Raw genomic sequence first — 15,361 nt, 5'->3', positions numbered from 1 at the left:
TTACTCCGCCTTCACGATGTCATAGGCGAAGAATTGCGAATTCAGGCCGTTGACCGGATAACCGCTGACCGATTTCCTTGAAACGACGATCTGCGGATAGAGATAGAACCAGTTGCTGGCCGCATCCTCGGCGATGATCTTGTTGGCCTCGGTCAGTTTCGCCGTCTGTTCGTCCGTAGTCGCGCTCGCTTCCGCTTCCTTGACGAGATCGACAACCTTCGGATTGTTATAGCCCCAGTAAAAATCAGGATTGCCGTAGAACACGATGTCGCGATGGTTCACATGTTCCTGCAAGGTTGCCTGGAAATCATGCGCCTTGTAGACCTTCGTGTACCACTCATTGGCGGTAATGACGTTGATCTTGACCGTCACGCCGATCTTGGCCAGCTCGCTCTGGATGAACTGCGCGGCAATCGGGTGCGGATCGTAGTTCGGCGTATCGATGGTGAAGGTGAAGCCATCCGGATAACCGGCTTCCTTCAACAGTTCCTTGGCGCTTTCAGGATCATAGGCGTCGACCTTTGTAAGATCGACATACCACGGATCGGTCGGCGGCACGAAGGAACCGATCAGCGTGCCGTAATCGCCCCATACAGCCTTCAAAAGCTTTTGATCGTCGATAGCACGGGCAAGCGCCTTGCGCACTTTCACATTGTCGAAGGGTGCAACGCGGTCATTATAGGCCAACAGCAGCTTGGTGGTGGACTGTCCTTCGCTGAGGGTGAAATCAGGATTATCCTTGAACTGGGCCAGCGAATCCGGGCTTTGAACCGACGTGACAATATCGACGGACCCAGTCAGCAACGCATTGTTGAGCGCGCTGGCGTCGGTGAAATACTGGAATACCACCTCGCCGTTTTTCGGCTTGGCGCCCCAATATTTATCGAAGCGCTTCATCGACAGCGACGAACCGCGACGCCAGTCTTCCAGCTCGTAAGGGCCGGTTCCGTCTTCCTTCGACTGCAAATCCTTCGCTTCGTCGTTCACCACCCACACATAGCTCAGATTATATGGCAGGGAGATAGAGCGCGACGACAGCTTGACAACAACCGTCTCGTCGTCAGGAGTCTCGATAGCCGAGATGGATTTGAGGCTGCTTTTGCGGGAGCTTTTCGATTCCGGCGCGGCAACGCGCTCGATGGAAAACTTCACATCCCTGGAAGTCAGCGGCGCGCCCGAGTGAAACGTTACGCCCGGCTGTAGCTTGAACGTATAGGTCAGCCCGTCGTCGCTGACTTTGTAATCCTTCGACAGCACCGGCTCGACCTTTCCGTCATCGGCCAGCCGAAACAGCGCTTCATAGACATTGCCGTTGAAGGCTTCGTTGATGCCCTGCCCGGCGCCTGCGGTATTATCGAGGTTCTGCGGCTCATAGAGCGAACCAATATTGATTGTCGCGTCTGGGTCGCTTTCCTGCGCCAGCGCCTGGCTGAACGATCCGGCGCCAAGCGCCACGGCCAATGCCGCGCTCAGCCCCCAGTAAGCCAATCCGGGTTTGCGATTACGAATGTTGAAGCCGCCCATATTATTCTCCTGCGTGGAAAGTGCCCTTGCGGGCTCTCCGTCAGAGCATTTCCCGTTCTATCGGGAATGCTCTATCTATTTGTTTTTTCGCCTGTCTTATTTCGAAACCGGTACCGCTTTCGAGAAACATGCCTTGACGACGGTTATACCGCGACGGAGAGAGCATCGGTAAGCGGCGACACGATGAGATAGTGAGAATTATTAGAAATTTATTCTATAAAGAGTCAATCGATTGGATAAATCATCCGGACGCCAGCTCGGACCATCCGATATAAGCCACACCGACAAAGCACCAACCTTGAGAGATCAGCCATGAGCTATATGGATAGGCACCGCGTTCAGGAACTGCTTACCGCGGAAGGACTGGATGCACTGGTGCTTTTTCAGCCTGAAAATTTTCGCTATGCCACGGGGATTGCGGCAGGCGTGGCGACAATGTGGGGGCGCGCCGGATCGGCCATAGCGCTTGTTCCGGCAGACGCATCGGCGCAACTTGGCGCGATTGCCAGCGATCAGGCGCTGGCAGCGGCTGGCGCCACGGCGGATGAAATCGACCTCCGCTCGCACAGAATCTGGATCGATGCCGTTACGGTTCACGGTGCCCGCACGATAGAAGACATCAACCTGGCTTATCGCGAGAGCGGCAATATCGGACCGCGCCCGGAAACCTTCGACCAGACAGCAGCCTTTCAACTGCTTGCCGACATGATTGCCGAACGGGGCCTTGCTCGGGCGAGCATCGGGATCGACCTGGAATTCGTACCCGCCGCCGATTTTGAACACCTGAAAGCAGCCCTGCCTTCGGTTCGTTGGCGCGATGCTTCCGGCATCGTCAAGCAGTTGCGCCTGATAAAGAGCGCCCGCGAGATCGAGTTTCTGCGCAATGCCGCCCATTATGCGGAAAGCGGTTTGCAGGAAATGGTGGCGAAAGCGCGTTCCGGTGCCACGGCGGCGGAACTTTCCGACGCCTGGCTCACCGGCGCAACCAGTGCCGCCAAGGCGAAGGGCCAAAGCCTGTCCGGTCACTGGGCCTATATTTCGGTCGGGCCGAACCTCCAGAACCCGGCGGCACCACTGGCGGAAGGCGGTCTCATCAAGGCCGATATCGGCACGCTGGTAAACGGCTATTCTTCAGATGGCGCCCGCACCTTTGTCCACGGCGAGCCTGCGCCCCTTGCCACGCAGATTTACGACGCGCTTTTCGAAACCTTCCATGCCGGCATCGCCTTGCTGAAGCCCGGCAATACATTCGGACAGGTCCACGAAACAATGCTTTCCACCATGCGGCGTCGTGGTTTTAGCGAATATTATCGCGGGCATTTCGGGCACTCGGTCGGCTCCGCGCTCGGGATCGAGGAATGGCCTTTCATCTCGCACGGCAACAACATGGTCTTGGAACCGAACATGGTGCTGGCTGTTGAAGCCCCGTTCTATGCAAACGGTTTGGGGGCGCTGATGATCGAGGAACAATTCCTCATCACCGCAGACGGGGCGGAAACGATGAACGCTCTTTCGCGCGATCTGGTCTCGATAGGCTGACCAAAACGGGTATGCGGCCTGCTTTGGGCGCTCTTTGCGCGCGAAGCGAGGCCGTGGTTGGCCTCACTTCATGCGAGCAACAAATAGCTTCATTATAAAGGCAACAATTATCTTCATTTGACTTTCCTTTTGTTTTCGATTTTCATTGTTTGGCTTTCACACACGCAAAGGCTGAACGTGTGGATCAGGTGGAGGAACATGTCAGTTGCTAATGCGCATGCCCTCTTCTCAGACAAAAGCTGCAAGCTATATGCTTATTCAGGTAATCCAACTCGAGTGTTTTCGAGCATAGGTCGCGGCTCCACAGCCGCGCCTGCTGACGGGCGCTCGTCAAGCATCTGGTCGGGCGTTGTGGTAAGTTGGGCGGAGCCTTTGGCGAAACCTCTCTTCGGCAGCGCTCGGAACGGCGTTGGAATATGCATGTTTTCCGAACAAGCACGGAAACGGCCTGTAGAACACAAGTTGCTCATAAGGGATGAGGCACAGTCCCTTGAAGTCCATATTGAGAGGATTTGCCGATAAGCGCAATAATTCCGACGGTTGGAGGAGGCCTCGGGACATATGCTGGAACTGCGTAATATCTCGAAGACGGTCGGAGGAGCCGCTCATATCCATCCGACAAATCTGGCCCTGCCACGCGGGAGCCTGAATGTGCTGCTTGGACCAACCTTGTCCGGCAAGACCTCCCTCATGCGCCTCATGGCTGGTCTGGACAGGCCAAGCGAAGGCTCAATTCTGTTTGACGGGCAGGATGTTACCGGCATGCCCGTGCAGAAGCGCAATGTGGCGATGGTCTATCAGCAGTTTATCAACTACCCGGCTTTGACCGTTTACGAAAACATCGCTTCGCCGATGCGTATCGCAGGAAAGTCACCGTCTGAAATCGACAGTGAGGTTCGCAAGGCGGCTGAGCTTCTGAAGCTGACGCCCTATCTTGACCGGACACCGCTCAACCTCTCCGGCGGCCAGCAACAGCGCACTGCGATTGCTCGTGCCATCGTAAAGAAGGCCAATCTGGTTCTGCTCGACGAACCGCTGGCCAATCTCGACTACAAGCTGCGTGAAGAATTACGCGAGGAGTTGCCGCGCATCTTCGCCGAATCCGGCGCCATCTTTGTCTACGCAACAACCGAACCTTCCGAAGCCTTGCTGCTTGGCGGCAATACGGCGGCACTGTCGGAAGGCCACGTCACACAGTTTGGCAAAACAATCGACGTCTATCGCCGCCCGCTCGACCTCATCACAGCACGCACATTTGCCGATCCACCGTTGAACACGGCTCGCATGGTCAAGTCAGGCGATCGGTTCCTGCGGGCCGATCGCCCGGCCATCGCCGTGCCCAGCCAGTTGGCCCATATAAGTGATGGACCGCTGACCATCGCGTTTCAGCCGCATCATCTGCTCGTCCGCCCAGCGGAAAACGCTACAGTTCCTATCCGGGCCCGCACACTGGTGTCCGAAATCGCAGGATCGGAAAGCTTCATCCATCTCGATTACGAAGGTGATCGCTGGGTCATGCTGGCGCACGGTATCCAGATCATCGAGCCGGACCGCGAAATCGAAGTCTATCTCGACACGCGGCATCTGATGGCATTCGACGAGACCGGTCGCGCTGTCGGCCACGCAGCCGGTTTGGCGGCATAGGAGGACGGCGATGGCACGTATCACACTCGATCATATCCGCCACGCCTATAATGCCAAGGCGCAGGCCGCAGGCGAATACGCCCTGAACATGGTCAATCATGAGTGGGAGGACGGCAGCGCCTATGCGCTGCTCGGCCCGTCCGGCTGCGGAAAGACAACACTGCTCAATATCATCTCCGGTCTTCTGAAGCCGACCGAGGGGCGTATCCTCTTCGATGGGCAGGACGTGACCGGCCTGGCGACCGAAGACCGCAACATTGCGCAGGTGTTCCAGTTTCCCGTCGTTTACGACACGATGACTGTTTTCGACAATCTTGCCTTTCCCCTGCGTAACCGTCGCATGCCGGAAGCGGAAGTGGAACGCCGCGTCAAGGACATTCTCGAAATGACGGACCTCGGCGGCATTGCCCGGCGAAGGGCACGCGGACTGACCGCCGATCAGAAGCAGAAGATTTCACTGGGTCGAGGTCTGGTACGCGCAAGCGTGAACGCGATCCTGTTCGATGAACCGCTGACGGTCATCGATCCACACATGAAATGGGTGCTGCGTTCGCAGCTGAAGCGCCTGCACCGTCAATCGGGTTTCACCATGGTTTATGTCACGCATGACCAGACGGAGGCACTGACATTCGCCGACAGGGTGGTGGTGATGCACAATGGAGAGATCGTGCAGATCGGCACGCCCGCTGAACTGTTCGAGCGCCCAAAGCATACATTCGTCGGCTATTTCATCGGCTCCCCGGGCATGAACCTCATGCCCGCCCGTATTGACGGCCAGACTGCCACGGTCGGCGCGCAAACTATCCCACTGCCCGGCATTCCTCAGATTGGCCATTCAACACAAATCGAGCTCGGCATCCGACCAGAGTTTATAAAGCTCGGTCGTGAAGGCATGCCGATCCGTGTCGACAAGATCGAGGATATCGGGCGTTACCGCATCGTGCGCGCCGGCTTCGAGGGGCAGAAACTGGCGGTGGTGGTCGGCGAGGATGAGGACATACCCACGGAACCGCGTGTGACCTTCGATCCGAAAGCTATCGGCATATTTGCAGATTCCTGGCGCGTGGAGATGGAGGGCTGACCATGGAGAAAAGCTGGAACAACAAAGCCTGGTTCATGGTCCTGCCGGTGCTGGTTCTCGTCGCCTTTTCCGCCGTCATTCCGTTGATGACGGTAGTGAATTATTCGGTGCAGGATACATTTGGCAATAATCAGTTCTTCTGGGCTGGAACAGACTGGTTCGAACAGATTCTTCACTCCGGCCGTTTCTGGGATGCGCTCGGGCGCAATCTCATTTTTTCGTTCATCGTTCTGGCTATCCAGATCCCTCTTGGCATCCTGATCGCACTCAACATGCCCAAAAAGGGTTTCTGGGTTCCGGTGTGCCTCGTCACCATGGCGCTCCCCCTGCTGATACCATGGAACGTGGTCGGCACGATCTGGCAGGTTTTCGGACGCAGCGACATCGGCCTGCTCGGCTATTACGCCAACTGGCTGGGGCTGGATTACAATTACGTCAACGATCCGTTCGACGCCTGGGTAACGATCATCCTCATGGATGTCTGGCACTGGACCAGCCTCGTGGTGCTGTTGTGCTATGCAAGCCTCGTCTCCATCCCCGATGCCTACTATCAGGCTGCAAGGATTGACGGAGCCTCGCGGTTCTCGGTGTTCCGTTACATCCAATTGCCCAAGATGAAGCGCGTTCTCCTGATCGCTGTTCTGCTTCGTTTCATGGACAGCTTCATGATCTATACCGAACCGTTCGTGGTGACTGGCGGCGGACCGGGCAATTCGACGACATTTTTGTCGATTGATCTGGTCAAGATGGCGCTCGGACAGTTCGATCTCGGACCCGCGGCGGCCATGTCGTTGATCTACTTCCTTATCATCCTGCTGCTGTCATGGGTGTTCTACACGGTCATGACCAGCCACGATCAGGAGGCATGAGATGAACGCCGTACAAGGAACCTCTATGGGCAGCGTGAATGCGATTGCACCGGATGCCAGCACCGTCAGACAACGCGCGAGCAGACGCGAGACGTCGCGGTTTGGCTGGCTTATACCGACAATCTACGTCATATTGCTTCTGATCCCGATCTACTGGCTCATCAATATGAGCTTCAAGACCAATCAGGAAATCCTGACGTCGCTGACGCTGTTTCCGCATGAGCCGACGCTGCAGAATTATCGCGCCATCTTCACTGACTCCGCTTGGTATTCGGGTTATATCAACTCGATCATCTATGTTGTCATGAACATGGTGATTTCAGTTTCGGTAGCATTACCTGCGGCCTATGCTTTCTCACGCTACCGGTTTCTGGGCGACAAACACCTGTTCTTCTGGCTCCTGACCAACCGCATGGCGCCGCCTGCTGTGTTTGCCCTGCCGTTCTTTCAGCTCTATTCAGCATTCGGGCTCATCGACACGCATATTGCGGTCGCACTGGCGCATTGTCTGTTCAACGTGCCGCTGGCGGTGTGGATTCTCGAAGGCTTCATGTCCGGCGTACCGAAGGAAATCGACGAGACAGCCTATATCGATGGCTATTCGTTTCCAAAGTTCTTCGTGAAGATCTTTATGCCGTTGATCGCATCAGGCATCGGCGTGGCAGCCTTCTTCTGCTTCATGTTCTCGTGGGTCGAGCTGCTGATTGCACGTACCCTCACGACCACGGACGCGAAACCCATTGCAGCTACGATGACGCGCACCGTATCAGCCGCTGGAATGGACTGGGGACTGCTCGCTGCTGCGGGCGTTCTGACGCTGATACCCGGCGCTTTGGTGATCTGGTTTGTCCGCAATTACATCGCCAAGGGCTTCGCCCTGGGGAGGGTCTAACATGTTTCATATGCCCGACTTCTCATGGATGGCCTGGACCTGGCAGACCGCAGCTTTTTTCTGCGGTATCGCCGCCCTGCTCGTTGGAATGGGCGTATGGGAATATGCCTCCCCCGGAGGGGCGCCACGCAACGGCATTCTGGGGTTCGAGACGACGCGCGGCGACCGATTGTTCGTGTCGCTGCTCGGCAGCGCATTCATCAATCTGGCATGGCTGGGGCTGGTTGGCCCTAACCTATGGTGGGCTGTCGCCCTCTCGGTGGTCTACGCCATTGGCGTATTTCGCTTTGTTTAAGAAGTCCGAAGCGGAACAGGTCCGCTTCATGCAGTAGTGGGCCGGGGGACATACCGCGCCCGAAAGTCGATATGCACTCGCAAGCTTTGGGAGGATCAACATGCGACGGCATCTAATGACAACTACGGCACTCATCGTGCTGGCAATGACAGGCGCAGCTTCAGCGGGAATGGATGAGGCAAAGCAGTTTCTCGACAAGGAAATCGGTGACCTTTCATCCCTTTCACGCGCTGACCAGGAAAAGGAAATGCAATGGTTCATCGATGCAGCCAAGCCCTTTCAGGGCATGGAGATCAAGGTTGTTTCCGAATCGCTGACCACCCACGACTATGAATCGAAGGTGCTGGCCCCCGCATTTACAGCCATTACTGGCATCAAGGTCACCCACGACATTATCCAGGAAGGAGACGTCGTCGAGAAAATCCAGACCCAGATGCAGACAGGCCAGAATCTTTATGACGGCTGGGTCAACGATTCCGACCTGATCGGCACACATTGGCGGTATCAGCAGGTTCGCAACCTGACAGACTTCATGGCCAATGAAGGCAAGGACGTTACCAATCCGGGCCTCGATCTGGACGATTTCATCGGTAGCAAGTTCACTACCGCACCGGACAAGAAGCTCTATCAGCTTCCCGACCAGCAGTTCGCGAACCTCTACTGGTTCCGCTACGACTGGTTCAACGACGAAAAGAACAAGGCCGATTTCAAAGCCAAGTACGGTTATGACCTCGGCGTTCCGGTCAACTGGTCGGCCTATGAGGATATCGCCGAGTTCTTCACCGGCCGCGAAGTCGACGGCAAGAAGGTCTACGGCCATATGGACTATGGCAAGAAGGACCCGTCACTCGGCTGGCGCTTTACCGATGCGTGGCTTTCCATGGCTGGCAATGGCGACAAGGGCCTGCCGAACGGTCTGCCGGTCGATGAATGGGGCATCAAGGTCGATGAAAATTCACGCCCGGTCGGTTCATGCGTCGCGCGCGGCGGCGACACCAACGGACCGGCTTCCGTCTATGCGATCCAGAAATATCTGGACTGGATCAAGGCCTATGCTCCGGCGGAAGCTCAAGGCATGACCTTCTCCGAATCCGGCCCGGTTCCGTCGCAGGGCAATATCGCCCAGCAGATTTTCTGGTACACGGCGTTCACGGCGGACATGGCCAAACCCGGTCTCCCGGTCGTGAATGAGGACGGAACGCCCAAATGGCGCGTTGCCCCTTCCCCGCACGGCGTTTATTGGAAAGACGGCATGAAGCTCGGCTATCAGGACGTTGGTTCATGGACGCTGATGAAGTCCACGCCAGATGATCGCGCCAAGGCCGCGTGGCTCTATGCGCAGTTTGTCACGTCCAAGACGGTCGATGTGAAGAAGAGCCATGTGGGACTGACCTTCATCCGCGATTCAACGATCCATCATCAAAGCTTCACGGATCGCGGACCGAAACTTGGCGGTCTGGTCGAGTTCTATCGTTCCCCGGCTCGAGTGCAGTGGTCGCCGACCGGCACCAATGTGCCTGACTATCCGAAGCTCGCGCAGCTTTGGTGGCAGGCAATCGGCGATGCGTCTTCCGGCGCAAAGACGGCGCAGGAAGCGATGGATTCTCTTTGCGCCGAGCAGGAAAAAGTTCTCTCACGCCTGGAACGTGCAGGGGTGCAGGGTGATATCGGACCGAAACTCGCCGAGGAACATGACATCGAGTTCTGGAACAAGGATGCCGTTTCCAAGGGCAATCTCGCTCCACAGCTGAAGATCGAAAATGAAAAGGAAAAACCCACCACCGTCAATTACGATGAATTGGTCAAGAGCTGGCAGAAGTAGGCTGGCGTAAAAACTCCGTCGGTCGGCCTCATACGCCGACCGGCAGCCTGCGCCGGATTGTTTCGTGACGATGGACCTCTTAGACCACCGCCCCGCAAACCACTTAATTACATTCCCTTACGACATATAATTTTGAATATACTTACATTGACAAGAAAAACTGCATGATATCCTATCCCAATGCAGCGTTTTACCCACGCGGCTCACCATAAAGGGAGGACAGAATGGATATCAGGCCGTCTATCTTTGCCTGGACTTTGACTTGCTCGCTGGCAGTAACCGGCGCCGCATTCTCGCAGGAATCCCGCACGAAAGTCATCCTCGACGCGGACATGGTCGAGCTCTTCGACGATGGCACCGCCATGCTTCTGCTCGAGCGCGCCCCCAATATCGACCTGCTCGGCGTCACCGTCGTGTCCGGAAACACACCCATGCCAGCCGGTGTAGCCGCAGGCGTCCGACAATTGGAGGCGCTGGCTTCCGACGTTCCCATCTATGAAGGCAGCCGATACGGCATTCGCAACTGGCGAGGGAACAAAGCCACGCCGGAAGTGCTGGCGGCCGAATTGCAAATCAGCCCCATCACCGGCTGGGGCGGCTATCTGCGACCGGATGCGGGCAACGAGATCGACGCCGACCCCACGGCAAAATGGGCCGACGTTTACAAGCACAAATATGGCGAGGCGCCATCCTATAAACGGGTATATGGTCTGGATAATCCGGACCCCGACGGCAACAGGGACGCCGTCGATTTTCTCGTCGACACTGTCAACAAACATCCCGGCCAGATAAAACTGGTCGCTATTGGCCCGCTCACCAATATTGCCCGCGCCATTCTCAAAGATCCGAGCTTTCCGTCGAAGGTCGCCGAAATCGTCTATATGGGCGGTGCTTTCTATGTGCCCGGAAATTCGTCGGCGTCGGCGGAATTCAACTGGTGGGCCGACCCGGAAGCCGCCAAGATCAGTGTCCGGGCAAAATGGGGCGATCCAAATTCCGAAACTTTCAAGGCGTATGGAAATCAGGTGATTTCGGGTCTGGAGGCCAATGAACATACGGGCGGAATGCCGGAAGACCTCTATCGGAAAATGGTCGACGGCAGTGTTCCGGGCATTCAGAAGCTTTGGCTTGCCCGAGAGGAACGGATCAAGGCGAAGGGTGGAACCACTTTCGGACCTGATAATGTATGGGACCTGTTTGCAGCCGCCTACGTCATCGACCCGTCGATTGTGCTTGCATGGAACAATGCGCCTCGTCCCAAAGATGGAGCAGCGGCGCCCGCCACCGGTGTTTATGTGGACGTGAACACTGAGATGGGGCTGGACTATGGCCGAAGCCTTGCTTTCACCGACAATGACATTGGAGGCAATGCCGAAGCAAAGCCGGGACCGGTCGGCACGCAGAAAGCCGCCATTCAGAACTACATCGATGAAGACAAGTTCTGGAAAGAGATCGTCGTCCCGCTGACAACCGCCACGAAGAAATAGGCTCCAAGCCAAACCCGGCGCGATACGAAATATCAAGCGCCGGGTTGAAGCATTTCAGGGTGCGGTCAGCGAATGCGCCGCAGCAACCTTTCGCGATAGGTATCGACAATCACCGCGAGGATAATCACCGTACCGATAATGATCGGTTTGTAATTGTCACCGATGCCGAGCAATTGCAGGCCGGTCGCCAAAACCTGCAGGATGCAGGCACCCGCCAGCGTGCCCACGATTGATCCCTTGCCGCCGAAAAGACTTGTTCCGCCGATGATGACGGCTGCGATCGCGTTGAGTTCATAGCCGACGCCCGCAATCGGGCTGCCGATATTCAGGCGCAGGAGATAGACAATCGCGGCAATACCGGCAGTGACGCCGGAAATGACAAACGCTGCGATCTTGTATGCATCGGGATTATGCCCCGAAAGGCGTACCGCCTCATCATTGGCACCGACCGCATAGATCATGCGGCCGAAGACCGTAAAGCGGAGGACGAACCAGCCGACGGCGATCACAGCCACCGCGATCAGGAAGATCGAGGGCAGGAAGCCACCGACTATCAGATTGCCGAAATCGACAAACCCCTGTGGAAGCCCGGTGATGGTGGAATTGTTCGAGACCACACGCGCCGCACCGGCGGCGATATTAAGCATGCCGAGCGTGACGATAAACGACGGGATTTTCCAGTAAGTCGACACCTTGCCGTTGATGAACCCGCAAAGCCCGCCGACGGCAATGCATGCCAGAACGGCCAGCGGGATCGACAAGGCGGGTTCCAGACCAGAGGTCATGATAAGTGCGCCCACGACCGTGCATAAGGCAAGCACCGAGCCAACGGAAAGGTCTATGCCGCCGGTTAGAATAACGAAGGTCATACCGGCGGCAAGAACCGTGTTGATCGCGATCTGAACGAAAATCTTCAGCGCGTTGCCCGACGTCGCGAAATAGGGCGCGGTGAAAGAAAATACCAGCGTTATCAGGATCAACGCCAGAAACACGCCGGCATCACGCAACAGGAAGCGCTTCAGCTTCTGGCGATCGACAGCATCGGATTGTTGGACAGATGGAGAAGTGGGTTCCGTCATGCGTGAACATGCTCCTGATAAGCGAGCGAAAGAATACGTTCCTGGTCGAATTGCGACCGGTCCAGTTCTCCCACCAGTTTGCCGTTGGAGAAGACGATAATGCGGTGACACATGCCGATCAGCTCCGGCAGGTCCGAGGAAATCATGATGATTGCCTTCTGGCTGGCGGCCAGCATCCACAGGAGTTGATAGATCTCGCGTCTGGCGCCCACATCGACCCCGCGCGTCGGTTCATCGAGGATCAGCGTGGACGACCCGCGAAACAGCCATTTTGCCAGGACCACCTTTTGCTGATTGCCGCCGGAAAGATTGCGCACCGGCGTGTCGATGGATGCCGTCTTGACGCGCAACCGCTCGACCAGCTCAGCCACCGCACTTTTTTCCACGCGGCCATCCAGCAAGCCGCCGTGCGAGATTTTTTTCAGGTCGGTGAGCGTGGCGTTGACATAGACAGGCATGTCCAGCAGCAGCCCCTGGCTCTTGCGGTCTTCAGTCAGGAAACCGAGACCGTTGCGCACCGCATCGCGCGGGTCGCGAATATTCACCGGCCTGCCATCAACATCGATTTCCCCTGCCGACCTTGGATCGGCGCCGAAGATTGCGCGCATCACCTCGGTACGGCCTGACCCGACCAAACCGGCTACACCGAGAATTTCTCCATGACGCACCGAAAACGAAACAGGCGGGGCACCGTTGTTGCGCTTTACATCCCTCACCGCCAAAGCCACGGCACCAGGCTTGATATCAGCGTTGAAGCCGTATTCATCCGCGATGTCGCGGCCGATCATCATGCGCACCAGGTGCGGCACACTCAACCCTTGCAGGTCGCGCGTCTCGACCAGACGACCATTGCGCAATACCGTTACGCGGTCACCGATCTCGAAGACCTCGTGCAGACGGTGGGAGATGTAGATGATGGTGACGCCTTTCGCCTTCAGGCGCTTGATGATCGCAAACAGCCGCTCGATTTCCGGCGGCGTCAATGTTGCCGTCGGCTCGTCCAGAACCAGTAGTTTGCTGTCATAACCAAGCGCCTTGGCGATCTCGACCAATTGCATTTGCGCAACACCCAGCTCCGAGACCGGCATCCGCGGATCGACCGCCAGACCGACCTCTGCCAGAAGCTCTTCGGCGCGGCGGTTCAGCGTTGCCCGATCCATGATCCCGAAGCGCCTTGGAAGACTTTCCAGCATCAGATTTTCAGCGATGGAAAGATGCGACAGCAGGTTGAGTTCCTGATGTACGATGCGGATGCCCTGAACCTGCGCGTCGTGCGGGGTCTTTGGGTTATAGGGCTGGCCGTTCAGAAAAATCTCGCCCGCGTCGGGCTGATATATGCCCGCGAGAAGCTTGATGAGGGTCGACTTGCCGGCGCCGTTTTCACCCAGGATGATATGTGTCTCGCCACGCTGCAGTTCCAGCGTGATACCATTCAACGCAACCACACCCGGAAAGGTCTTGCCGACATTTTCCAATCTCAAAATGGCGTCGGCTGACTGCATGTCTGTTCCTGCCTGCCGGGTGGTGAAGAGCGGCGCCTAGCGCGCCGCCCTATAATTGGCAATTTTTTAGAGATCCTGGGCGGTGATGAGTTTGATATCCGTCTTGACCCAGCCGGAAAACTTCTCGCCCGCCAGTTCCTTCAGCCCGTAATCAATGCCCATGGCTGCCATCTGCGCACCGAATTGATCGACGGTGGCCAACATCTTGCCATCCTTGATCAAAGGCTGGACGGCAGGAATATTGTCGAAGCCCACCACCTTGATCTGCCCCGATTTTCCAGCCGCATCCAACGCCTTCACGACGCCGAGCGCCATGGAGTCATTGGCTGCCATCACACCTTGAATGTCCTGATACTGGGTCAGGAAATTGGTCATAAGCGTGTTGGCTTCTTCCGTTTCCCAATGCGCGGTCTTGGAATCGAGCAGTGTCAGGCCGCCCTCGGCCACGGCATCATCAAACCCCTTCTTGCGCTCCTTGGCATTGTCGGCCTCAGGATTGCCTTCCAGAATAACCACCTTGCCGCCCTTGCCCAGTTCCTTGGCAAGAGCCAAGCCAGCGAGCTTCGCACCCTCGCGATTGTCGGGACCGAAAAAGGCAAGATCGACACCGGCTTGCTTTTTCGCCTCTTCATCGAGCGCCACGTCGATGTTGATGACCTTGATGCCAGCTTCCAGAGCCTTTTTGACCGGCGTCACCATGGCCTTGGAATCCGCCGGGGCAAGCACGATCACATCGAACTGCTGCGTGACGAAATTCTCGACCGCATCCACCTGGGCAGCGAAATCCCGCTCGTCCTTCATGCCGACGGCGGCAAAAGAGAACTTGTCGGTATTTTTGGCGGCATAATCCTCGGCGCCTGCCTGCATCTGCTTGAAGAACTCATTGGCGAGCGACTTCATGACCAGACCGACTTTGGGCTTGTCCGCCGCGAAAGACGGCAAGGACGGTAGAAGCAGAGCACCGGCGCCCAGTGCGCTCGATGTTATAAACTGGCGCCGTGAAATTGAAACCCGACCCAGTCCTGTAATAATTGAACTTTTAGTCATGAATTCCTCCCCTCACTTCAGTAAAAATCTGCCGTGTTACTGCAGCCTAGTGCCGTGAATGTAATACTGTCAAGACGGCAAGATAGAGGGAAACGTTCACGGTTTCAGGGTGCCATGACCGACTTGACACAGCAAGACCGATGACACTTCTCATCACAATATCTTCGGAGTGTTAGGAGGAGTTGACTGCCCCGATGGGAACCGGCGGCGGACTTATCGGTTGATGTCGACGGCGGGCGTGAAACCAGCAAGGATAACTGCCATGTACAAGTTTCCGGCAATCGCAGTTTTGGTACTGTCGGCTCTCATTCCAACTGTTCCCGCACATGCGCAGAGCATTGAAATCAGTCCCAACGGTATAGAGGTCAATCCGGACGGGAATCGACGCTACGGCCGCGAGGAAATCAGCGAACGCAGGGCCGCCAGAATCGCGCGCAGCGAAGGGATGGACGAAGTCGAAAGCATCTCAAGGCGCAGGAACGTTTATGTTGTCCGAGGAATAGACCGTCGCGACGATGAGATGCGCGTAGTCATAGATCGCCGCACCGGCGAAGTACTCGAAGTGCGCTAACTGCGCCAA

13 protein-coding genes are annotated in these 15,361 nt (G+C 56.6%); 9 read left to right on the top strand and 4 right to left on the bottom strand.

What is annotated here, in order from left to right:
* Complete coding sequence (locus tag AC0TOF_RS02865) at positions 1-1,524, bottom strand: ABC transporter substrate-binding protein (protein ID WP_473767143.1); 1,524 nt, start codon at positions 1,522-1,524, stop codon at positions 1-3.
* Between the two features lie 312 nt (positions 1,525-1,836).
* Between AC0TOF_RS02865 and AC0TOF_RS02860 the strand changes: the two genes are divergently transcribed.
* The 8 genes from AC0TOF_RS02860 (at position 1,837) to AC0TOF_RS02825 (ending at position 11,153) form a co-directional block, all read left to right on the top strand.
* Positions 1,837-3,063, top strand: a complete 1,227-nt coding sequence (locus AC0TOF_RS02860) for a M24 family metallopeptidase (RefSeq protein WP_473767142.1) — start codon at positions 1,837-1,839, stop codon at positions 3,061-3,063.
* A 561-nt stretch (positions 3,064-3,624) separates the two neighbouring features.
* Positions 3,625-4,707 carry an ABC transporter ATP-binding protein gene (locus tag AC0TOF_RS02855; protein ID WP_473767141.1) on the top strand — a complete coding sequence of 361 codons (1,083 nt, stop codon included), beginning with the start codon at positions 3,625-3,627 and terminating at the stop codon, positions 4,705-4,707.
* Between the two features lie 10 nt (positions 4,708-4,717).
* Positions 4,718-5,788: an ABC transporter ATP-binding protein gene (locus tag AC0TOF_RS02850; RefSeq protein WP_473767140.1), complete on the top strand. Its 1,071-nt coding sequence runs from the start codon at positions 4,718-4,720 to the stop codon at positions 5,786-5,788.
* A gap of 2 nt (positions 5,789-5,790) precedes the next feature.
* The gene (locus tag AC0TOF_RS02845; RefSeq protein ID WP_473767139.1) at positions 5,791-6,657 is read left to right on the top strand and encodes a carbohydrate ABC transporter permease; all 867 of its coding nucleotides are present in this window, start codon (positions 5,791-5,793) and stop codon (positions 6,655-6,657) included.
* A 25-nt stretch (positions 6,658-6,682) separates the two neighbouring features.
* Entirely contained in the window at positions 6,683-7,549 is an 867-nt protein-coding gene (locus tag AC0TOF_RS02840; RefSeq protein ID WP_473767206.1) for a carbohydrate ABC transporter permease, read from the top strand.
* Between the two features lies 1 nt (position 7,550).
* Positions 7,551-7,844 (top strand): DUF2160 domain-containing protein, encoded by a 294-nt coding sequence (locus AC0TOF_RS02835; RefSeq protein WP_473767138.1) that lies wholly within the window; start codon positions 7,551-7,553, stop codon positions 7,842-7,844.
* A gap of 100 nt (positions 7,845-7,944) precedes the next feature.
* Positions 7,945-9,666 (top strand): ABC transporter substrate-binding protein, encoded by a 1,722-nt coding sequence (locus tag AC0TOF_RS02830; protein WP_122002159.1) that lies wholly within the window; start codon positions 7,945-7,947, stop codon positions 9,664-9,666.
* Positions 9,667-9,890: 224 nt separating this feature from the next.
* Positions 9,891-11,153 (top strand): nucleoside hydrolase, encoded by a 1,263-nt coding sequence (locus tag AC0TOF_RS02825; protein ID WP_473767137.1) that lies wholly within the window; start codon positions 9,891-9,893, stop codon positions 11,151-11,153.
* 65 nt (positions 11,154-11,218) lie between these two features.
* Here the strand turns inward: AC0TOF_RS02825 and AC0TOF_RS02820 are convergent, their stop codons facing one another.
* From AC0TOF_RS02820 to AC0TOF_RS02810, 3 genes are all read right to left on the bottom strand, one after another.
* Positions 11,219-12,232: an ABC transporter permease gene (locus AC0TOF_RS02820; RefSeq protein ID WP_121981888.1), complete on the bottom strand. Its 1,014-nt coding sequence runs from the start codon at positions 12,230-12,232 to the stop codon at positions 11,219-11,221.
* Entirely contained in the window at positions 12,229-13,734 is a 1,506-nt protein-coding gene (locus AC0TOF_RS02815; RefSeq protein ID WP_473767136.1) for a sugar ABC transporter ATP-binding protein, read from the bottom strand. Before AC0TOF_RS02815 ends, AC0TOF_RS02820 begins: the two co-directional genes overlap by 4 nt.
* Before the next feature lie 66 nt (positions 13,735-13,800).
* The gene (locus tag AC0TOF_RS02810) at positions 13,801-14,781 is read right to left on the bottom strand and encodes a substrate-binding domain-containing protein (RefSeq protein ID WP_473767135.1); all 981 of its coding nucleotides are present in this window, start codon (positions 14,779-14,781) and stop codon (positions 13,801-13,803) included.
* 262 nt (positions 14,782-15,043) lie between these two features.
* Between AC0TOF_RS02810 and AC0TOF_RS02805 the strand changes: the two genes are divergently transcribed.
* Positions 15,044-15,352, top strand: a complete 309-nt coding sequence (locus AC0TOF_RS02805) for a PepSY domain-containing protein (protein ID WP_473767134.1) — start codon at positions 15,044-15,046, stop codon at positions 15,350-15,352.
* Positions 15,353-15,361 lie beyond the last annotated feature (9 nt).

It is taken from the genome of Ochrobactrum sp. PL_is501 (assembly GCF_055816895.1).
This window is presented reverse-complemented; position numbering and strand designations above follow the sequence as displayed.

Excerpts from the sequence above, each read along its gene's own strand:
- AC0TOF_RS02865 (WP_473767143.1), bottom strand. The coding sequence starts at position 1,524 with ATGGGCGGCTTCAACATTCGTAATCGCAAACCCGGATTGGCTTACTGG.
- AC0TOF_RS02860 (WP_473767142.1), top strand. The coding sequence starts at position 1,837 with ATGAGCTATATGGATAGGCACCGCGTTCAGGAACTGCTTACCGCGGAA.
- AC0TOF_RS02855 (WP_473767141.1), top strand. The coding sequence starts at position 3,625 with ATGCTGGAACTGCGTAATATCTCGAAGACGGTCGGAGGAGCCGCTCAT.
- AC0TOF_RS02850 (WP_473767140.1), top strand. The coding sequence starts at position 4,718 with ATGGCACGTATCACACTCGATCATATCCGCCACGCCTATAATGCCAAG.
- AC0TOF_RS02845 (WP_473767139.1), top strand. The coding sequence starts at position 5,791 with ATGGAGAAAAGCTGGAACAACAAAGCCTGGTTCATGGTCCTGCCGGTG.
- AC0TOF_RS02840 (WP_473767206.1), top strand. The coding sequence starts at position 6,683 with ATGGGCAGCGTGAATGCGATTGCACCGGATGCCAGCACCGTCAGACAA.
- AC0TOF_RS02835 (WP_473767138.1), top strand. The coding sequence starts at position 7,551 with ATGTTTCATATGCCCGACTTCTCATGGATGGCCTGGACCTGGCAGACC.
- AC0TOF_RS02830 (WP_122002159.1), top strand. The coding sequence starts at position 7,945 with ATGCGACGGCATCTAATGACAACTACGGCACTCATCGTGCTGGCAATG.
- AC0TOF_RS02825 (WP_473767137.1), top strand. The coding sequence starts at position 9,891 with ATGGATATCAGGCCGTCTATCTTTGCCTGGACTTTGACTTGCTCGCTG.
- AC0TOF_RS02820 (WP_121981888.1), bottom strand. The coding sequence starts at position 12,232 with ATGACGGAACCCACTTCTCCATCTGTCCAACAATCCGATGCTGTCGAT.
- AC0TOF_RS02815 (WP_473767136.1), bottom strand. The coding sequence starts at position 13,734 with ATGCAGTCAGCCGACGCCATTTTGAGATTGGAAAATGTCGGCAAGACC.
- AC0TOF_RS02810 (WP_473767135.1), bottom strand. The coding sequence starts at position 14,781 with ATGACTAAAAGTTCAATTATTACAGGACTGGGTCGGGTTTCAATTTCA.
- AC0TOF_RS02805 (WP_473767134.1), top strand. The coding sequence starts at position 15,044 with ATGTACAAGTTTCCGGCAATCGCAGTTTTGGTACTGTCGGCTCTCATT.